This window comes from Roseivirga sp., assembly GCF_049099775.1.
Classification (GTDB): Bacteria; Bacteroidota; Bacteroidia; order Cytophagales; family Cyclobacteriaceae; genus Roseivirga.
Window position 1 is genome coordinate 1,016,945 of the sequence record NZ_JAGDZM010000004.1, and the last position, 20,527, is coordinate 1,037,471.

Here is a 20,527-nt window from a genome sequence, read left to right on the forward strand (position 1 = left end):
TGAGGAATCTTTTATCTTCCCAAATACATTCATTGAATAACTCATAATGAGCAAAACCTTAGACAGAGTCGTACAAATACTTGTTGAAAAAATAGGAATCGCCTCAACTGAAGCCACTACAGATGCAAATTTTATAAAAGACTTGGGAATAGACTCACTTGACTATGCTGAGATTGTTATGGAGTTTGAACAATCGTTTAATATTCGTATCCCAGATAGTGATGCCGAAAGACTGCAGACCGTCGGGCAGGCAGTGGAATATATTGAAGAGAAAATAGCCTCTTAAAGCACTTTACTTTTTTGCTACTAGGCTGATTTTATTTTAAAATCGGCCCTAGTAATAAATAAGACCCTCCTTGGGTTTCCCTACGGAATTATCACTAGATGTTCCAATTCTTTTAGCAACATACAAGGCCAAGATACCATCTAGGTCATGGGGCGTTTCTATAGTCGTTTCTTTTGAAAGCTTGAGATTACAATCATTCAAAATTGATAGTATTTGGTTATAATCAGCGGTTTTAGTCTTATAACCATATGCCTTAAGTCCAAGCTCTAAAGCAACCTTAGCAGGGTAAACCTCATACATTTTAAGGTATGCGCTTTCTAATGCATTTTTCAACTTCATAGCCCTTGCAGTCAGTCCGCCAAGAAACATTGGTGACATGGCCTTTAATTCTTTATCACATGATCGGTAGAAATAATCATCATATTCAGAATCATTCGAATAAACGCCAGGCAAAGATAACGGGGCATCAAGCCCTACTACCTTCACCTGATGTTCTGTAACGAAATCCCATATCATTTTATCCGCATCTTCCCCCTTCTTAGATTTCATTAAATGAACAGCTTCACCTATCTCATAAGCGATCACTGTGGTGCCCGCTAACTTGCTACCGTAATCAATTCCTACTTTCTCCTTAATCATTAGTTACTCTACTATATTTATAGTAGTTTTCAAAAAAAGATACATGAAACGCGTTTACATTCATTTCTTGCTACTTCCTCTTATCCTACTCGGATGTAACAATAAAGAATCTCAAGAGGTTTTAAAAACCGAAAAAGCTTTACCAGATCAAATCGTTTTAATCTTCAACGAACCAGTTCAAAACGGCTTCTACACATTTTCCAACGGAAGTTCCGCTGGTAGAACTAGAAGTGGTGATGAGGTTCAGTATATCGACGACCAATACATCTACAGAAAACTCAAAATCGATTTTAATAAGAAGTCGGATACGGTTATTCTCAAATCGAAAAGAAAATGGGTTGAGGTGACTTTAATGTATAAAGGAGTGGATGACCTTACTTACATTTTTAAAAACGGCGACACCACTGTTTTTAACTATAATGGACCAAAACCTATAGCTAAACTCATCAACAGAGAGGAACCCTATAGCACCACTAACTTTTCTCTTTACTTAAGAGATTCTATCGCCTCTAATGAGTATCTGAGCAGCGACATTTTAGGTCAGCCTATGTTACTATGGAGTAAATATGATTCTATAGAAGACTTCAAAGCTAGAGACCAAGCGATTCTATCATTGGCCGCCAAAGACTTTGAGCGTGATGTCGATCAGGAGATTGCTTGGCTCGACTCTCTTTTAAAAACCAACAAAATGACACAAACACAGTACGATATGCATCTGCGATCGCTGTATGCTAGAATGGGCACGCTCAAAAGCAGTTTCAGCTTTCTGCCGGAAGACTTCAAGTCCTCACTTGTGAATTCTGCTTTAAAGAAACTTCAAAATAAATCTCCTAAGCTACTTCAAAGAGCCGATTCTCTGTTATACATAAAAGATTATTCTGGCAACCTTTCTAGCAATACTGTTTCCTCCTACAGAAATTCCATTCCAATGATGTCGCAACAAACCAAGGGAGGAGGAGGCAGTACAAGAGACTACAGACTACTTTATGATTCTTTAAGGGTTCGCAATGACTTAAGTGCTTCTGAGAAAAAATTACTTCAGTACAACAACATGAAATCCATCCTATCGCAGCCCACTTTCTTTAACATTGAATCGCGTTTGAAATATCTTACTCGCTTTAGAAATGACTTTCAAGACACCATTCTAGTTAATGATTTAATGAGTCAATTTGATATCGAATTTAAAATTGACGATGAAATTCAAGTGGAATCTATAGATGGCAAGTCAAGCACGCTAAAAGACCTAATCGCTGGCCAAAATGGTAAAACAGTCTATATAGATTTTTGGGCAAGTTGGTGTGCGCCATGCATCAGAGAAATGCCCGCGTCAAAAACCATGACCAATCAATATGAAGATCAACCGCTTGTATTTGTCTATTTATCTACTGATAGAAGAGCTTCCGACTGGAGAAGATCCATCGAAAAAAACAACCTAAAAACCGGACTTCATTATCGGGTGACCAATGCCAACAATTCTAAAGGGTTAGAGGATTTAAACATCCCTTTTATACCTCGCTATATGATTTACGATCAGCAAGGACGCCTTGTGAATAATGATGCTCCTAGGCCTAGTGAGACTGATTTAATCGCTACTGAATTCGCGAAATATCTTAGTGACGAAAAGTAAACTTTTGCGACCTCTTTTGTGTTGAAGAAGTTCAAAGAAAGGATAATTATGCTCACGTGGATTGATGTGATCAAATTTGCCAATAATGGCAGCCCGGCTCCGGATAGAAGAGTCGAAAAAACAGAAGATGAGTGGAGAGCGATTTTAACTCCCGAACAATTTCAAATTGCAAGATTAAAAGGAACTGAAAGAGCAGGTACTGGTGCCTTTTGTGAACGCCACGAACCCGGTTTGTATGGCTGTGTTTGCTGTGGAACTCCCCTTTTTGATTCAAGAGTGAAATTTGAATCGGGAACAGGATGGCCAAGTTTTGGTCAACCAGTGAAGGAAAATGCAATAGGCTATATCAAAGATACAAGCTATGGCATGACTAGAGTAGAAGTGGTTTGCAATACTTGTGATGCGCACCAAGGACATGTATTTCCTGATGGACCGGAACCGAGCGGATTGAGGTACTGTATTAATTCCGCATCGATGCAGCTTTTGGAAGATGTAAAACCAGAAGTGACTGCGGTTATCGGTGGAGGTTGTTTTTGGTGTACAGAAGCAGTATTTCAACGGATTAAAGGGGTAAGCCATGTGGAATCAGGGTATTCAGGAGGAGCCATAAAAAACCCTACCTATAGAGAAATATGTAGTGGAACGTCTGGCCATGCTGAGGTAATTAAGATTACTTATGACCCTGAAGTACTTTCTTATGCTGATTTGCTAAGAATATTCTTCTCAACACATGACCCGACAACCTTGAATCGTCAGGCTTACGATCAGGGTACTCAGTATCGATCTGTTATTTTCTTTCAAGATGAAAAAGAGCAGCAGATTGCACAGGAAGTCATTGAAGAAATGGCAGATTATTTTGATGATAAAATCGTTACAGAAGTAAGTCCATTAGGCGCCTATTATGTGGCAGGTGAAGATCATCAGAATTTCTATAATGAACATAGAAATCAGGGATACTGCACTGCGATTATAGATCCTAAGATTCAGAAATTAAGGGCTATGTTCTCTAGCAGACTTAAAGCAGAATAAGAATTGCGCTTTTAAAATAAAAAAGGCTCCAATCAATTTGAGTTTGGAGCCTTTTTCAATCCAATCTACGCTAATGATGGTAAGAGCAGAGTTGCTTTGAGCATCATTTCACAAGACAGTGGTTCGAAGCACCTACAGTTATTCTTCTGTCTCTTTGGCCAACACTTCAAATTTCCTCTTCAACTCATTCCCTTCAGGATCAACAATTGTAATTACATGTTTTCCAGGAGCTGGTTTCAAGCCCATTTCATGTTTTGTAGATGTGCTACCAATGTATTTATCGTCAAGGTGCCAGTACAATTCAATATCTTGTTTACGATGTGTAGCTTCAAAAACTAGCGCTCCCCTAAGGCCATCTTGTTCTACAGGAATGTACAATGCCGCATTTTCTTGTGGATAAATCATATCCATCAATGCTATAGACAAACTCAAATCTTCACAGCCTGGCATAATTGGCGGAAGCTCCAAATATGTTGGATTCTTCTTTTTAAAATAAGCTGCTTGTTTAGGTGGTAGTACTAGCCAGTTTTTAGTTACAATATCAGTTAGCGGATAGCAACCCGCATTAACTCGATAAGTCTCCGATTTATCTAAATGCACCTTCTGATGATATGGGCTTGAAGCAGTTCTTATTCCAACTTTTGGTATTTCAACAGTATCGATCTGAATAGAATATGATGAGGCTAAAAAGCCTGTTTGGCGATCTACAATAGCAGTGGTGAGTTCTGACTTTGGCGGTTTAAACCAAGTAGTTTCTGGTAGTAAGTCAAACACATCGAACATTAGAGGCGCTGCCGCTTTAATGCCCGTCAAACCTGGCCGTCCTTCACCGTCGGCGTTACCAACCCATACACCTACTACATATTCTGGGGTGACACCGATAGCCCAACCATCTCTGTAACCAAAACTAGTTCCTGTTTTCCAAGCTACTTTTCGCGCGCTACTATACAATTTCCATGAAGCATCCTCTGCAGGGCGATAAACTTCCAACATTGCTTGAAATGCAAACCAAGCAGCCGAAGCACTTATAGACGGGGCACTCACCTCTGATTTCTTTTCACGATTGACACTATAAGCCGCGAATTCATGACCATTGTAACGCTCTTCCTGCATCGATCTATTATGATTATTGAGCGTTCTGGACATACCTGAGTAAATATTCACCATATCCCAAAGGGTACCTTCAGAGCCTCCCAAAATCATAGATAAACCGTAATAGCCAGGCGGTTTATTCAACGTAGTCATACCTAAGTCGCGCAATTTCTGATGGAATTTCGGGTAACCATACATTTTCAGCATGTTCACCGCCGGCACGTTCAAGGACCTTGAAATGGCCATATCAGCATGTACTGCCCCGTCGTACTTTCTTGTAAAATTCTTAGGGGCAAAATCGGTGTAGAAAGTCGGCACATCTGGGATTAATGTTCTTGGTAATATTACTCCCTCATCTAACAGGCTGGCATAGAGTAGTGGTTTTAGCAGACTCCCCGTACTTCTTGGCGATTGAATAACATCCACTGCCGCGGCATGTTCGGCACCACTTTCTGGTACATTTCCAGCATAAGCCAATACATTATTCGATTTCACATCGAGAATCAATACAGAAGCATTATGCACTCCGTCAGTCTTTAAAAGCGCATGGTGTGCATTAAGCACATGGTTGACTCTGTCCTGTAAATGGCCATCTACACTTGAATTAGTGACTCTTCCTTTTGCACCATGTTGACTTACATAATTGAGAAAATGATCCGCTTTTTGTGGCAACCTCTCTGGCCCCTCAGGTAAAGGTTCTGCTTTAGCCAGCGTATAAGATGTCTCATCCATATGGCCAGATTCGAATAAGCGGTGAAGAAGTCTATTCCGTTTGTTCAAAAGCTTTTCATTGCGTTTGCCGGGAAATAAAAGAGAAGGCTGATTGGGTAAAATGGCCAATAAAGCCGCCTCTGCCCATGATAAGTTTTCTGGTGCTCTTTGAAAGTAACGCCACGCGGCTGCGTTAAGCCCTACAGTATTTCCTCCAAAAGGTGCATGAGATGCGTATAGCTTCAGAATGCTTGACTTTGAATAACGAAGCTCAAGCCGTGTAGCCAAAACCATTTCAAGCATTTTCTCTTTCACTGATCTTGATTTGCCCTTTCTTGAAAGTCTTATGACTTGCATTGAAATTGTGCTTCCTCCACTCACAATCTCAGATGCTGTAACATTTTGCCATATAGCTCGCCCTAAGGCCAACGGATTAACACCAGGATGTTGATAGAAGTGCTGATCTTCGAACTTCAGCAAAGCGGCTTCATACTTCTCTGGTATTTCCTCTACTTCTGGGAAACGCCACTGACCGTCAGTTGCAATCCTTGCTGACATCAGTTCACCGCGAAAGTCATTGACAACTGTTGCATACGGATCTTGGAACAAGGCATTCGGCAAGGCATAGTAATACACTACTGCCATGACCAAAGCCAAGCACAAAAACCATTTTTTATATGTTTTCAAAAACTTCATCTAATCTAAAACCGACTAGTTACTCCTCTTTACACTTACCCATTTCCCAGCTGTTCGGCCATTAATTGTATCATCATACATGGCCTCGACTTTTACAGTGGGTAAGTAATATTTTCCGGCATATGTGGCATTCAATGCCACTTTAAACTTCTTTTCCTCACTTGGCCTAAGGTCGAAATAAGTATAAACTCTATCATCTCTAATATCTCGATAGTCATAGTTTGCTTTGCCATTAGCACCGGGTATTTCGTTTAATCGATCATTCAATATTTCCCAACCTGAAGGGAAAATTTGGCTTAAGGCCAAGTCTCTGTAAACACCTTTAGTTCCTGTATTGTAAATGGATACTTCGGCAAAAAAGTCCGTGCCTTGTTCTAGAGAGGCAGGATCAATAACGTTTCCATTTCTATCAGAATAAATAACTTTTAATCGTAAGCCTTTAGCAGCAGCTTGTTCGGCACCAGCCATCGGTTGGCCGCGTCTTATAACGCGTACGAAGAGTATTCCTTGCGACTTATTTTCAACCCTAAAGTTGGTTTTTTCAATGGCTTTTATATCCGCATCAACCAATACGATAGACTTTGCGGTATTGACATCTTTAAGCTCAGCGCCACCTATTTGATAAGTGGCTTTAATGCCATCACTCATTTCATTTCCCCCGATAAATTTGATTATGGAAAGCAAAGCATAGGCTGTGGTTTGTGTACTCATCCACCTGTCCTCACTTAATGCCTCAGCCACTGATCTCATTAAGGTTAATCCTTCATTCTGCATCTTTAGTAAGCCTAGCGTCTCAAGAACCATCGCATCGTCACGAAGTTTGGAGCCATAGTAATAGTAATCATTACGTTTAGCAGTTAGTCGTGGCAAGCCTTCAATCATTTGCTTAGCTACTTGGCTACGTCCCACAAGTGTATAAGCTGCCGCAAGACGCCACTTAGCGGAAACGCTTAAGGATTTATCTTCTCTAAGCCTGTTCATTGCACCAAGTTCAGGTGCTTGGGCTTTAGCAAGCGTATACAAGCGATAAGCTTGTACCAAATCGTCATTATAGCGCCCGTTTTTACTCCAGCTTCGTGCTCGTTTTCGTTGGTATGTAGTCCAATCTTTTAGAAGTTTTGAGGGCACGAAATATCCCTTGTCTCTCGCTTCCAAGAGAAAATGGCCGCCATAATTAGTTCCCCAGTCATTATCATCGCTTTGACCTGGCCAATAGGCAAAGCCTCCCAATGAAGTCTGAAATTTTTGAATTCGACTAATTCCGTCCGTAATATTTGCTAGAACTTTTTGCTGCTCCTCTGTCGATAAGTCTGTTATTTCATTTAAGAAAAGTTGAGGAAAAATGGCAGATGTTGTTTGCTCAATGCAACCATGAGGATAGGCCATTAAATAGTTCAAACGTTTCTTGAGGTTTATCGGAGGGATCACGCTCATTTCTAGTGACATGGCATTTGTTCCGGCAATACCCATTTGATCAAATGACTCGGCCCAATCCTCTCCTGATTGAAGAACCATTTCGGTAACATCAGTGAGTTCTGGATTTGGATTCCTTACTTGAACCTCCAGATCATAAGTAGCTTTTTCACGACCAGATTGAGCCACTATTTGCACCTTCCCTACACCCAACTCCTGAGCAACTTCAAACTCAAAATCGATTATCTGATCTCCTATTTCATTAAATTGAATTGTGCGTTTGGAAGAATCTCCAAATTTCAAAAGGTTGTTCCCTTTTACGGTAACCTCCACTTCATTTATGGATGGTTCTAAGGCAAAAATGCTTACTGGCAAACTGATTTTTTCGCCAGGGCCTACCACGCGAGGCATAGTCCCTAATACCATCAATGGCTTACGAACTGGTGTGGCTTTCTCTGTTTTTCCATAGGCTCCTTGGTCTCCGGCAATCACCATGGTTCTAACCGAACCTATATAATTCGGCATGGTAAATTTATGGTTTGCCTTTTCTGCTTTGCCTAATTCAAAAGGGCCTAAATGAACAACAACAGGTTTAAACCTATTCGCTTTGGCTTTTGCTGGTTTTGCGGCTGAGCCATCTCCTCCAAGTGCCAATAATTTGGATAAGTCACCATCAAATGCTCCAATTACGTCTTCGTATAGATCCCACGTTTTAACTCCTAAGGCTTGTCGGGCAAAAAACGTATTCCAAGGATCTGGAGTTTTAAAACGCGTAATATCCAACAGCCCTTCATCGACAACGGCAATGGTGTAGGTCATTGGTTTTCCATTTGCCTCGCTGACAGTCAAGCTCACCTCCGATTCAGGCTCCAAAACATTTGCCATTTCAATTTTCGGACTCAATTTGGTATCAGGATCAGAAACATTTATCGGTACTATTCCATAGAGTCTAATCGGTAAATCATTTTTGGTTTGTAAGTGCGGTTGCAGTAATGTAGTTGTTACATAACCGTTCGGCACCATATCTTCTGTAGTGGTAAACTCGAAGGTATTCGTACCCTCTTTCGTTTCGACCCAATAAGATGCTACTACTTTACTTCCGTTTTCAATGCTAACAAGTGCTCTACCTTCTGTACTTGCTGGAATATTGACTTTTACTTTTTCACCGATATCATAGTCTTCTGCATCAGTAGAAAAATTCAAAAGTGCAGCTCCTCCGGGTCTCGATTCTTCTGCCCAACCTGGCCAATCAAAATACGTGATAGATCCAGCTGAATGCCCTGACTCTGGATCTCTTACACGAACATAATATCTTCCCCAATCTTTATTAGGAATGGTCAGTTTTACTTTCGCTTTACCATTTACGGTATTGATTTCCTCTCTATGATATGGACTGCTATAATTTCTGCTGACGTAGTAAGCCAAGTTGTCATTTGATCGGTCCCACCACCATCTCCAATTCAGTTTAAATACCTCTAGTACTAGGCCTTTTTTATTGATGGCATTACCTTCTGCGTCGACAGATACTATTTCAAGTTCATGATCCTTATTGGTGAGCAACTGTCCTCTTCTATCACCATCAGGCCTCTTTATTCCTACAAAACTACTGTAAGGATAAAATGGTATACTGAATTGATCAATGCTAAAATCTCCTCCTGGTTCAAACACTTTACCGCTAAATGTGGCCATTAATTTGCCTGGTGCAGAAGTTTGTTTGCTCAGTGTAACATTAACATTAGCTTGGCCAGATTGATCAATTGTACCACTGAAAATCCGTTGAGATTCTGTGCTAAACTCTTTCGCACGATCATCAAAGGTATACTTCGGAAATGCCTCAAAATTGGTTTGAGATGGAGTGAGAATTAAATCAAATTCTGCCTTTAAATTCTTTGCGGGAACACCACTCAACCATTGTACATTTAATTCTCCCTGAAGTGTGTTTTCTGCAATGCTGATTCTATCTTTTTTAAACCTTAAGTCAATCTTTAGCCTATTCGGTTTGACGGTTTCTATTTTAATTCGCTTCGTAAAAGTGGCCCCTCCGACTGTTGTTCTCGCTAACCAATTGCCTGTTTGATCATCAGAATCAGTCTTTAATGGGAAATGGTAAAATCCGTTTGTAGCCTTCGTTTCTACTTTTCTGCTTTTAATATTTCCAGAAGGGTCAATCAACTCCATAACCACCGGATGATCCTCAGGTAAGTTTTTGTCCGGATCGGCTAGTATGAAATCTAAATAAATATCATCTCCCGGCCGCCAAACACCTCTTTCCCCATAAATATATCCCTGTACTCCTCGTTGAACTTTTGCTCCGCCAACATTGAAATTACTTAATGAAAGTGCTCTTCCATCCCACAGTTTTAAGTAGCCTCTTTCGTTTCCTCTACTGGCGACTAGCAAAAACGGTTTCCTTATTAAATCAAGCTCCACTTTCCCTTCCGAATCGCTTGAAAGTGTTTCAATTATTTCCTGCTGATAATCATAGATATCTATATCAACACCGGCCAGTGGTTTGGTGGTTTTGATATCGGTAACATAGGCATTCAGTCTCCTATCATTACCCATCTTAGCTATTAAGCCTAAATCTGAAGCCAATATATTCGTTGAAACCAACCTGTTTCTACCCGAATAATAACTTACATGGCAAGGGTTGTTTCTTTCTTTCCAGTCATAACCCCGGTTATATCCGTAGTTGTAATAACTGTCATAACTTCCGGCTCTTTCTCCCGAAAAATCATCCCATTTATCCGCTTCAATATTACCTTCCAACTCTAGGTTTTCGGAAAGTGGCTCGCCACAATCATATAGCGAGTAAGGTTTCTTAAAATTTAAACGGACTTGATAGATTGCTCCGGGTTCTGTAGCTATCATTTCAGAAACATCTAAGTTGAAGCGATTCCATTTACTTAGGTTCATTACACCTGATGGATCGAGCTTTACCATACCTTCATAAACTGGTCTTCCAACTCGCCTTAGTTGATCATTCCCGTTAAGGTTATTTGTTTGTAAGAACTGTACTACATTCTTTTCATACACCTTGATAATCATCACATCCACCGCCTGAAGGTTAACGGCTTCAAAAGGTAATACAAGACCATCGGTACTTGGAAGAATCGTTCCTTTAGTGACTAGCTTGACTTGGGGTTTTGTTTGGGCAAAGGAGACATTGATGTCTAAGTTGTTCTTCATCCCATAACCCAGCTTATTCTTAATTCCAGAAAATATAGACAATCGTTTAACCCCTGATTTTACTTGTGAGGCATACACCTTCACCTCATTATCCTTGATAGAAAATCTGAGCTCGTTTTCTCCTTCCAAAGTGATCAGTCCTCTTAAATCTTGACGTTCATCAAGTGGATCAGAAAAATTCAATAGCACATGTACGTCTCCTTCCCGCACTACTTTTGTGCTTGCCACTTTAAAGTCGTTTAAACCTGGTATTTCTACTTCGCCTTTCGACCGCCTGGCCACGCCTATCTTGTTACCATCAACTGCATAAGTCATAATAACGCCATCTTCTTTTCTGGTAACTCCGCTAATCTCGAATTGATGATTGGTGCCATTATTCTTATCGAAGATCCAATCAATCTTCAATTCTTCACCTATTTGTTTAGCCGTTAAAATCTTAACCAATTGCAGGGTATCGACATAGTCAGCGGTAAGCAACTCACCTTTAATAATTTGTCTTTTCATTGGCTCGGCCTCATCACTGATTTGTCCCATTATTCTGAGGTCATAATCTTGAGCAACCGTTTCCACATTAAACACGAACTCTTCTACACCTTCCTTGACATTTAAGCCAAGTGCCTTCAAATCTAAACTGGCTACATAAGCACTATTATTTTTGAGCGGCGATGCCGGAACAAACTCAATTACTCGGGAAGTTGCCCATCGTACTTCACCTGAAATATTGGGAGAGAAGCTGAGAACTTTCTGATTCTTTTGATACTTAGGATCTACATCTTGTGCTAGCTGAATAGTAATTAAGGCCCTTGAAGAAATTTTGCCTGACGTATAAGCCGAAATAATTTCGCTAAACCGATCATCTGCCTGTTTATCTAAGTTTTCCGTCGACTCCTTCTTCGAACTACAAGCTGCAAGGGTTATAAGGAAGACAAAACAAAAGAACCGCAGAGAGGCATTAAGAGGCATAATTAAAATATTAAAAGTGTAGAGATCTGAAGACCTATGAAAGATAAAAAATTGAGCTATCAAAAAGGCAGCCTACTACAATAACTAACTTTGTAGTTTTTATTGTGCACTTTTTATAGTTAGGTGTAACCTAATCTTAAAAAAGTGGATCAAAGCCTAAAAAAACATATGAAACAGGTCAACAATTTTTCTAGGGTCACAGCCATGACTTTGATCCTTACATTACTCGGCTTTTCCGCTTTTGGGCAAACCGCTGCTGCTAAAGCAGAGTCGCAAAAAAAGGAGAATGAATTGAAAGCGTATACAGGTACTTACGAATTTGATAATGAAGCCTCTATGGGTTTCGATATTAAGGTTTGGCTCGATGATGAGGGTACTTTGTTTGCCCAGCCTTCGAATGAATCTCAACCACAAGCACAGCTGTCTAACGTTTCTGAAGATAAGTTTGAACTACTCAATACCGGAGGGCTGATAATCTCCTTCAAAAAAGACGAAAAAAAGAAGGTGATTTCTCTAACTATTTCAGAAGGTGGCCAATCTTTCACATGCATTAAAAAAGAAGATAAATAGCAGATGCAACCATCTTGGTACTATTGACATCTGATGAGCATAAGGTCAACCAACAACGTTATGCTCAAATCTTACCTCAAAACAACTTTGCGGACTATCAGACGTAGTCCGCTCGCTTCATTCATCAATATTTTCGGCTTAGCTATGGCACTTGGAGTGGCCATAATGGTTTATGCCTTTGTGGATATGGAATATACCACAGATCAATTTCATGAAAACAAAAATGATATATATATGGCCACTTCGATTCTTAACCGAAGTGGTGAAGATGCCGAATACGGGATCGTACCTGCCCCTTATGCCGAAGTTTTAATTAATGACTTCCCACAAATCAAACGTGTAGTCAGGGTTGATGACAAAAACGGTATTTTGAAAAACGGCCCCAGCGTATTCAATGAGAGTTTCACTTTTGCCGATCCAGGGTTCTTAGATATGTTCACTTTCCCTTTAAAATGGGGCAATAAATCTGCACTCTCTGATCCTAACAAAATTATCCTCAGCGAAAATACATCCATCAAATATTTCGGAGATAAGAACCCACTTGGTGAGCCCATGACCTTCGAATTCGGATCTCGTAAATACACTTTTGAGGTGGCTGGAGTGGCAGAGAAGTTTCCATACCAACGCACTATGGACTTCAGCGTGCTAGTCAATTTTGATCAATTAAAACAGGTGGACACAAATGTCAACTTGACAGATTGGGCCAGATTCTTGGATGCGACATTCATACAGCTTGATGACCCTTCTGCCATCGCCAATATTACACAAAATGTTCAGCAATATGTAGCCCTCCAAAACGAGGTTAGAAAAGATTATCCCGCGACTTCATTTCGCTTTTTCCCATGGACAGACCTATACCAAAAAGGTGATGACATGCGCAACACAATAACTGGCAGTACAGATGGAATCGGCACCCTGGTACTCTCCATCATAGCAGGATTTATACTAGTCCTTGCGATTTTTAACTACATCAATATCGCCATAGTATCTGCCACCAAACGCTTGAAGGAAATTGGTGTCCGAAAAGTAATGGGGAGCACTCGAAAATCTCTAATCATTCAGTTTCTAGCAGAAAACGTGTTTCTAACCCTTGTCGCATTAGTTTTTGGTTTCATTTTAGGTGTGACAGTACTTATTCCAGGCTTCGATCAGATGTTTGATATTGGAATGGACTTCGACATTTCACAGCCTTCACTCTGGGTTTTCCTACTAGTACTAGTAGTATTTACCGGTTTGGCCTCCGGTGCATACCCAGCTTTGTACATCTCCAATTTTAGCGCAGTTCATATTTTCAGAGGACGATTGAAATTTGGGGGTAAAAACAAGATGACTAAGATCTTCTTGACGTTCCAATATATCTTAGCCTGTATTGCGGTTGTTGGAGGAATAATGTTCACGCAGAACACGGCTTTCCAAAAGAATCAGGATTGGGGCTATAATGAAAAAGCAACAATAAGTGCTAACATCTCACCAGCCACCGAAGCCATGCAACTTATGGCCGCAATGGAGTCCAATATAAATATTGTGTCAATTGCCCCTTCAAAACACCACTTGAGCAGGCGATCGACTAGAATGGAAATCCAAATCTTAGAGAAGGACTACGATATTCTAACCCTAGAGATTGGGCCTGAATATGTAGAAACAATGGAGTTGGAGTTATTCGAAGGCAGAACTTTTGAAAAAAACCGAGAAACAGATTTTCAAAACGTATTAATTAACGAGCAGATGGCTAAACTCCTTAATCCTGAAGGTGCACTTGGCGAAAGGTTCAAATCAGACACGCTAAACTTTGCTGTAATCGGTATTTTGAAGGACTTCCATCAATACAACTTCTCGGAACGAATTGAGCCTATGATTTTGAAGCTGAGCCCAGAAGATGAATACGCCTTTGTATCCATGCGTGTAAAGCCCGGCACTATCGTTTCAACGTATGAAGCGATGGAAAAGAAATGGGCCGAGTTATTTCCCGAAAAACCGTTCAATGGATTTTACCAAGAGGCAACTTTAGAAGGTTATTTCAGAGAAATGGACGGACATGGGAAACTTATGCGAATTGTGGCCTCTATGTGTATTATTCTTTCTTGTTTAGGGCTTTATGGCTTAGTTTCATTAAACGTTGCCAGCAGAACCAAAGAATTTAGCATCAGAAAAGCACTTGGAGCAGGACTCGGTAACTTGGCTTTCGTCATCAATAAACAGTTTGTAATTTTTCTTGCTGTAGCCTTGATCTTAGGCCTTCCTGTTAGTTACGTTTTAATGGATACTCTTTTTGAAACGGTATACGAAGTACATAAGCCCATCACTATCTTCCCATTCTTGATAGCATTAGTCATAGTAGTGATTATGGTCTTCAGTACGGTTTCTTCTCAAGTAAAGAAAGTAATGACTACTAGTCCTACGGAAGGCCTTAGGAGTGAGTAAAAGCCATATTATTAGGATGATGATATGCTAACTTCATATTTCGGTAGCTCTTGGCTACATTAGGTAAATGATATTTGGCAAAAGAAAACTTGACCATATTGTCTATGTGGTGAAGGATTTGGCTGAGGCATGTGACCATTTCGAAGCACTGCTTGGCGTAAGGCCCGTTTTCGGTGGATATCACCCATCTCAGGGCACCAAAAATGCATTGATCAGCTTGGGGAATGATCAGTACTTAGAACTAATAGCAATAGATTATGATAACAAAAAAATAGCAGCTCCTCGCTGGATGGGTATCGATTTAATCCAAAAAGCTCAGGTTACTAGATGGGCTATTAAATCAGATAACTTAGTTGCAGATGCGGCAATTCTTCAGAAAGCAAACCCACAATTGGGCCAAATAAAGGAAGGAAAGCGACAAACTAGTAATGGTGATTTACTGGAATGGAAACTATTACTGCCACTTGCGCACCCGGAAGTCGAATTGCTGCCATTCTCCATAGATTGGGGGCAAAATAATACGCATCCTACAAACTCAATGGATGATAATTGTGAACTTGTAGAACTTTTTGGTTACCACCCGAAACCAGAGTCAATCACGCCCACCTTGATCGAGATGGGTATTGATTTAAAAATCTTTAAGGCTGAAACCATTAAACTCAAAGCAAAGATTAATTGTCCAAACGGTATAGTTGAAATCTAGTGGACTAAATCATGCTCCTCATTCATATCTTATCGATTCGATTGGATTTTCTCTAGCTGCTTTAAATGACCTATACAAAATGGCAACCCCTGTAAACACAACACATATAGGTATAGCAAGCACGATTTGCCATAAGGAGAGATTTATCCTTTGCGCGTAATTAGAAAGCCATTCTGTCGATAAGTAGTAACCAATTGGTATGGCAATTACCGTAGCGATGGTAAGTAAAACGGTAAACTGTCTAGAAAGTAAAAGAAGAATCGAATTCACTGTAGCTCCGCATATCTTCCTTAAAGCTATTTCTTTCTTTCGCTGTTCGGTCGTAAAAGATATCAGGCCAATAATACCAATAATGGTGATAAATACTATGATGCCTGCTAAGCATAAAATCAAATCCAGAAAGCGCTCATCCCCCTTATAGAGCCTATTCAATTTGTCTTTTACATATTCAAAAACTAGTGGATGTTCGGAGAATTGCGCCTCCCAAAGCGTTTCTATTTGTTGAACTGCTTCTCTATTTGCTTCGCTATCGATTCTAATGAACAATTTCGTTCTTTGACCATATCTGCTGGCATAATAAATCATCATGGGTACGTTTTCGTTGAACGATTCCCCCAAATAAAAATCCTTCACTACACCGATGGCTTTCCAAGGCACAATCTCATTTCTATTATAATCATTTTGCCATACCACGTCTAAAGCATTTTCATTCCAACCATAAACTTTTAGAGCAGTCTCATTCATTACAAAAGTCCGCTCATTATTCATTTTTGGGTCGAAACCTCTGCCTTGGGTCATAGTAGCTCCAATGGCCTCAAAAAAACCGGCACCAACTTCTATATAACTCATGGTAGCTCTCACTTCTTCACCGTTGGGGCTAATCATTTGCTGTGATCCCGCACCTCTAAATGAATTCAAATCTTGTTGCGAATTTGCCACACCCCTTATAAATGGATAAGCCCGAAGTTCTTCCACAAAAACACCTACACGTTTCAGTACATTAGGATCATTCGGTAAGGAAACTTCGATGACGTTATCTTTATCAAAACCTACTTCTTTGGTCTTTATAAATCGGATTTGGGCAATAATCACCAGAACGCTGATAATCAGTGTTGACGCTGTTACATATTGGATAACAATTAACGATTTCCTCAAAAGGCCACCACTTCTGGTAGACGAGCGTTTGCCTTTTAATACGGCCTTCGGTAAATAGGAAGTCAAGTATATCGCTGGATAAACTCCCGCTAACAGACCCGTTAATACCGAAAAACCCAGTATGGTAATAATCGTTCGCGAACTCAAGAAGTTGTTCAATGATATATCTAAGCCACTGATATAGGAAAAACTCGGTAAAACGGCAACGCAAATAACCAAGGCCAAGAGCCCTGATACCAAAGCGAGTAATACAGATTCTGTCAAAAACTGAAATATTAAAGATAATCGAGATGAACCGAGTGTTTTCCGTATACCTACTTCTAACGCACGATCTACAGATTGAGCAGTGGCAAGATTTACATAATTAATGATCGACATGAAAATCAAGAAACTCATCACAATCGTTAGAATCTGGTTGTTCGATCGGTCTCCTAAAGGATAAGGCTCTCCCAAATACGGCTCGTCTAAATAAATGTCCGTTAAGGGTTGAAAAAGCAAGATTCCTTCACCTCCTATTTTTTCGAAAACCTGATCTAGGTATTTCTCCTTAAAATCAGGCATTTTCCCTCTTAAGCCGTCAATATTTTCAGCATCATTGAGCTCCACGTAGGTGTATGACTTTCTGAGCCAATTCGATAAGTCACTTTCATAAAAATAAGTGCTATAGGAAACTAAAGCTTGATATGGAATATGAGTATGAGGATTCAGATTTGTCATAACCCCGGTAATTTTCATGTCACGCTCGGGCATTACACTTGAATATTGAACTACCTCCCCCAGAACATCCACTCTGCCGAATAAGCGCATGGCAAGGTCTTCCGAAATGACAATCGTATTCGGTTCATTCAATGCGGTAGCGCTATTCCCGGCACTTAATTCTACATTGAAGACATTAAAGAATCGCTCATCGGCAACAAATACATCTTCCGTATCAAATTTTTTCTCACCATTACCCAAATTGGTAACCAGCCCTATTCTTCTAATTCTAGTAACATCTATGACTTCGGGGTAATCAGACATTAAGGCAGGTCCAACAGGTTGACCCACATCGGCCTGCGGAATTTTTTCTCCATTGATTGTCACATCATAAATAACTCGGAATATCTGATCAGCGTTTTCAAAGTGCTGATCATATGACTTTTGATCTTGGACATAAAACCATATCAAAAAGGACATACTAATGCTTACTACAGAGCCAAAAATATTTAAAGCAGCATACCCTTTTCGTTTATATAGATTTCTGAAAGAGGCCTTTATAAAAAGTGGCAGTTTAGACATGATTATTGTCTTTCTTTCCCATGGTGCTTTTTTGTTGCTATTCGATCGTGCTCGATAATATTCACTGGCCAATACCTGTAGATCAGGCATGGCTTTTTTCTTTCCCTCTTCAAACGCCTCAAGTTCTTCGTATCCCTTTTCAACAAAATCTTCGAACCTATCTAAAAGATTGCTTTCTATCTCTTCAGCAAAGCCTGGTTCTATACCAGGGTGCTTTAAAATCTCTTTTCTCCAGGTAGCTAATGCCTTTTCCAAATCAAATACACCCATAACTAACCTAAATCTAGTGTAGGGTTTGCACCCCATAAAAAATCTAATGCTGAGCTTACATTAAGCCATTGCACTTTTGTGGCTTCTCGTTGTTCTTTACCGCTTGGCGTAATCGAGTAATATTTCCTTTTCCGACCGTTTTCCAAAATGATCCATTCTGAACTTATAAGCCCTTCTTTTTCCATCCGATGTAGCACCGGATATAGCATGGCATCAGTCCACTCTAATTCTCCGTTAGAAATTTTCTCTACATTCTTTATGATCTGATAACCATAACTCTTTCCATGAGATAGAATGGAAAGGATTAGCGGTTTGGTAGAAGCCGCTACAAGTGTCTTATAAGCCATTATCGAATTTTTATACCTAACATCATTAGGTAAATATACATAACAACATTAGGTATGAAAATAAATGACCAAAAATTTAAGGGGTAGTAGTAAGTTGTAAGGGAGTAAAATTGTGAAATACCTCATGCCCATTATTTGGATAAATCAACCAGATAATTCAATCTCGATAATTTGATGAGCTCTAAATATCTACTAGACTCTAACTCATTATTCATCGCTAAATAGACCTTATACCTCAGGTATAACAAATTGGGTTCTTCCGGTGCAATCTGCTCACATATGTCTATGTATTTCAATGCCCTTTCATAATCTTCCAATTTGAAGTTTCGCACTATACGAAGCATACTATTCCTATAAGCATCTGCACTATTCACAAACATTTCGTTTTGACTTAGGGCAATTTTCTGTCCTTGCCGTTTTTCTCTTTTAACATAGCTATCGTCTATGTGCATATTAACCGTTACATCTTTGTCGTTTAGCAAGGGCATTTGCCAGCGGCCCGTGGAATTCTGGATAGCTAGCACAACGCTCGCATCTGCTTCCTTGCTAATGTGATGCCAAATTTCAATGTCTTTCACCAACCCATCGGGTTCAATTGAAAAACTTGCGAACATATAATTTGGACCATTATTATATACTTCTTTCGCGGCATTATGAACATATAGGTGGAAGTCAGGGTATTCAATAGTTTGGAATTGAGGGTACAGTTTTTTCGAGGAAAAATAAGTCGTATCCGCTTCGTTTAGAAAAAAATCACCATTCTCTATAGCAAGCCGATCCAGAAACACTTTTTCTTTTAGATAGTATTGTCTGGCCATACGCTCTTTTACCTTTCCCGTTTCCCATTCAATTAAAACCAAAGTGGTATCACTATAAGATTCTACTTCAAATATTCTATTAAAGCCGTAGGTGATCTTTCCCTTTCTAAACATATATGCCGTCTCTATTCCATTTGCGGCATAACTCCCATAAATCTTCAATATCTTATCCTTTTGAAAATGAAGTTTGAGATATACATCTTTATTTATTGAATCAAAAGCGGACTCACTTGCCGAGTTTATACCTTGGCCAACGCGCACCCATGATCCTATGATATGACCTTTCTTTTGAGCGACTGAAGCGAATGAACAGCTCATCATTAGAATAGTCGATAAAAGAAGAGGAAAAGCCTTTTGTAGCATTTATCGCTGTTTTTTTACTTCAAGTTTTCTATAACCTGCGCATCCACCCAAAGAACGTTTCCAAAACCTCTTGCAAAAAAGAGGTACTTACCGTCTGGAGTTAATAACGGTGCGTAATCGCTCTCCGATGAGTTTATGCCTGCACCCATGTTTTTAGGCTTTGACCAAGTGCCCTGAGCATCTTTGAAACTAATGTATAAATCTGCACCTCCAAGACCATCAGGCCGCCCACTAGAAGCAAATATCAAGTAGCTTCCGTCAGGAGCGATATAAGGATCATAATTGTAGTATTCATCATTATTCACTCCTTCAATTAGAATACCCTTTTGGTACTTACCATTCTTACTTTCAGAAAAGTAAATATTGCCTTTACCATTGGTTTCATGAACATAAAAATAGAGTACCCCCTTGTCATCGAATGTTGGAAACCAATCACTACCTTCCGTATTCACCTCTTCACCTAAATGAATTGGCTCGCCCCAACTATCACCATCTCTTTCCAGCATCCACAGGTCTGTATCACGTCGCAACGTATCGCTTTCGGTCACTGGTCGGTTAGAGGCATAATATAGCCTCAGGCCATCCTTTGATATATATGGACCCACTTCTCTATAAGTACCAGGAATAGGAGCCGGCACTGGTTTGGACCATTTATTACCTTCTAATTTTGAAACCATAATTGTTCCGAAGTGATAATCCTTTGTTTCTATGGTATAATAAAATTCTTTCCCGTTAGGATGAAAGACACCGTTATGTTCGAATTTTTCAGTGGAGACAAAATTGAGTGCAAAGGTTTTGGCTGTCAAGCCTGGTTTTAATTGCCCCATATAATCACCCTTCAGTTGAGGTGCTTTTTCATTAAGTTTTTGAGCCTTTGCGGACAAGTCAAAAACCATGGAAACTGCTATTACAAACACCACACTTTGCATTTTGATCTTTACCATAAACTATTCCTTT

13 protein-coding genes are annotated in these 20,527 nt (G+C 39.8%); 6 read left to right on the forward strand and 7 right to left on the reverse strand.

The window, feature by feature from the left end; all coding sequences use genetic code 11:
• Positions 1 to 46: 46 nt before the first annotated feature.
• The gene (locus JXQ92_RS09095) at positions 47 to 286 is read left to right on the forward strand and encodes an acyl carrier protein (RefSeq protein ID WP_421986287.1); all 240 of its coding nucleotides are present in this window, start codon (positions 47 to 49) and stop codon (positions 284 to 286) included.
• Positions 287 to 334: 48 nt separating this feature from the next.
• Here the strand turns inward: JXQ92_RS09095 and JXQ92_RS09100 are convergent, their stop codons facing one another.
• Positions 335 to 925 carry a hypothetical protein gene (locus tag JXQ92_RS09100; RefSeq protein ID WP_421986288.1) on the reverse strand — a complete coding sequence of 197 codons (591 nt, stop codon included), beginning with the start codon at positions 923 to 925 and terminating at the stop codon, positions 335 to 337.
• Positions 926 to 968: 43 nt separating this feature from the next.
• Between JXQ92_RS09100 and JXQ92_RS09105 the strand changes: the two genes are divergently transcribed.
• Together JXQ92_RS09105 and JXQ92_RS09110 are read left to right on the forward strand one after the other, a co-directional pair.
• Positions 969 to 2,552 (forward strand): TlpA family protein disulfide reductase, encoded by a 1,584-nt coding sequence (locus JXQ92_RS09105; protein ID WP_421986289.1) that lies wholly within the window; start codon positions 969 to 971, stop codon positions 2,550 to 2,552.
• Positions 2,553 to 2,600: 48 nt separating this feature from the next.
• On the forward strand, positions 2,601 to 3,581 hold the full coding sequence (locus JXQ92_RS09110; protein WP_421986421.1) for a bifunctional methionine sulfoxide reductase B/A protein: 981 nt from the start codon (positions 2,601 to 2,603) through the stop codon (positions 3,579 to 3,581).
• A 138-nt stretch (positions 3,582 to 3,719) separates the two neighbouring features.
• On the opposite strand, the gene pbpC is transcribed toward JXQ92_RS09110, so the two are convergent.
• Together pbpC and JXQ92_RS09120 are read right to left on the reverse strand one after the other, a co-directional pair.
• Positions 3,720 to 6,029 (reverse strand): penicillin-binding protein 1C, encoded by a 2,310-nt coding sequence (gene pbpC / locus JXQ92_RS09115; protein WP_421986290.1) that lies wholly within the window; start codon positions 6,027 to 6,029, stop codon positions 3,720 to 3,722.
• A gap of 66 nt (positions 6,030 to 6,095) precedes the next feature.
• Complete coding sequence (locus JXQ92_RS09120) at positions 6,096 to 11,645, reverse strand: alpha-2-macroglobulin family protein (protein ID WP_421986291.1); 5,550 nt, start codon at positions 11,643 to 11,645, stop codon at positions 6,096 to 6,098.
• A gap of 168 nt (positions 11,646 to 11,813) precedes the next feature.
• On the opposite strand from JXQ92_RS09120, the gene JXQ92_RS09125 reads away from it, so the two are divergent.
• The 3 genes from JXQ92_RS09125 to JXQ92_RS09135 all read left to right on the forward strand — a co-directional run bounded on the left by JXQ92_RS09125 (position 11,814) and on the right by JXQ92_RS09135 (position 15,339).
• Entirely contained in the window at positions 11,814 to 12,215 is a 402-nt protein-coding gene (locus JXQ92_RS09125) for a DUF3471 domain-containing protein (RefSeq protein ID WP_421986292.1), read from the forward strand.
• Positions 12,216 to 12,275: 60 nt separating this feature from the next.
• Positions 12,276 to 14,636, forward strand: coding sequence for an FtsX-like permease family protein (locus JXQ92_RS09130; protein ID WP_421986293.1), 2,361 nt, complete (start codon positions 12,276 to 12,278; stop codon positions 14,634 to 14,636).
• A gap of 67 nt (positions 14,637 to 14,703) precedes the next feature.
• Positions 14,704 to 15,339: a VOC family protein gene (locus tag JXQ92_RS09135; RefSeq protein WP_421986294.1), complete on the forward strand. Its 636-nt coding sequence runs from the start codon at positions 14,704 to 14,706 to the stop codon at positions 15,337 to 15,339.
• Positions 15,340 to 15,357: 18 nt separating this feature from the next.
• Here the strand turns inward: JXQ92_RS09135 and JXQ92_RS09140 are convergent, their stop codons facing one another.
• The 4 genes from JXQ92_RS09140 to JXQ92_RS09155 all read right to left on the reverse strand — a co-directional run bounded on the left by JXQ92_RS09140 (position 15,358) and on the right by JXQ92_RS09155 (position 20,514).
• A complete protein-coding gene (locus JXQ92_RS09140; protein WP_421986295.1) occupies positions 15,358 to 18,042 on the reverse strand; it encodes an ABC transporter permease in 2,685 nt (894 codons plus the stop codon).
• A gap of 2 nt (positions 18,043 to 18,044) precedes the next feature.
• A complete protein-coding gene (locus JXQ92_RS09145) occupies positions 18,045 to 18,389 on the reverse strand; it encodes a PadR family transcriptional regulator (protein ID WP_421986296.1) in 345 nt (114 codons plus the stop codon).
• A 131-nt stretch (positions 18,390 to 18,520) separates the two neighbouring features.
• Positions 18,521 to 19,570 carry a hypothetical protein gene (locus JXQ92_RS09150; RefSeq protein WP_421986297.1) on the reverse strand — a complete coding sequence of 350 codons (1,050 nt, stop codon included), beginning with the start codon at positions 19,568 to 19,570 and terminating at the stop codon, positions 18,521 to 18,523.
• Between the two features lie 14 nt (positions 19,571 to 19,584).
• On the reverse strand, positions 19,585 to 20,514 hold the full coding sequence (locus JXQ92_RS09155) for a hypothetical protein (RefSeq protein ID WP_421986298.1): 930 nt from the start codon (positions 20,512 to 20,514) through the stop codon (positions 19,585 to 19,587).
• Positions 20,515 to 20,527 lie beyond the last annotated feature (13 nt).

What these genes read in the sequence shown, in the direction of transcription:
- JXQ92_RS09130 (WP_421986293.1), top strand. Translation starts at nt 12,276, where the DNA reads ATGCTCAAATCTTACCTCAAAACAACTTTGCGGACTATCAGACGTAGT.
- JXQ92_RS09145 (WP_421986296.1), bottom strand. Translation starts at nt 18,389, where the DNA reads ATGGCTTATAAGACACTTGTAGCGGCTTCTACCAAACCGCTAATCCTT.
- pbpC (WP_421986290.1), bottom strand. Translation starts at nt 6,029, where the DNA reads ATGGCAGTAGTGTATTACTATGCCTTGCCGAATGCCTTGTTCCAAGAT.
- JXQ92_RS09110 (WP_421986421.1), top strand. Translation starts at nt 2,601, where the DNA reads ATGCTCACGTGGATTGATGTGATCAAATTTGCCAATAATGGCAGCCCG.
- JXQ92_RS09105 (WP_421986289.1), top strand. Translation starts at nt 969, where the DNA reads ATGAAACGCGTTTACATTCATTTCTTGCTACTTCCTCTTATCCTACTC.
- JXQ92_RS09155 (WP_421986298.1), bottom strand. Translation starts at nt 20,514, where the DNA reads ATGGTAAAGATCAAAATGCAAAGTGTGGTGTTTGTAATAGCAGTTTCC.
- JXQ92_RS09140 (WP_421986295.1), bottom strand. Translation starts at nt 18,042, where the DNA reads ATGGGTGTATTTGATTTGGAAAAGGCATTAGCTACCTGGAGAAAAGAG.
- JXQ92_RS09125 (WP_421986292.1), top strand. Translation starts at nt 11,814, where the DNA reads ATGAAACAGGTCAACAATTTTTCTAGGGTCACAGCCATGACTTTGATC.
- JXQ92_RS09135 (WP_421986294.1), top strand. Translation starts at nt 14,704, where the DNA reads ATGATATTTGGCAAAAGAAAACTTGACCATATTGTCTATGTGGTGAAG.
- JXQ92_RS09120 (WP_421986291.1), bottom strand. Translation starts at nt 11,645, where the DNA reads ATGCCTCTTAATGCCTCTCTGCGGTTCTTTTGTTTTGTCTTCCTTATA.
- JXQ92_RS09150 (WP_421986297.1), bottom strand. Translation starts at nt 19,570, where the DNA reads ATGCTACAAAAGGCTTTTCCTCTTCTTTTATCGACTATTCTAATGATG.
- JXQ92_RS09100 (WP_421986288.1), bottom strand. Translation starts at nt 925, where the DNA reads ATGATTAAGGAGAAAGTAGGAATTGATTACGGTAGCAAGTTAGCGGGC.
- JXQ92_RS09095 (WP_421986287.1), top strand. Translation starts at nt 47, where the DNA reads ATGAGCAAAACCTTAGACAGAGTCGTACAAATACTTGTTGAAAAAATA.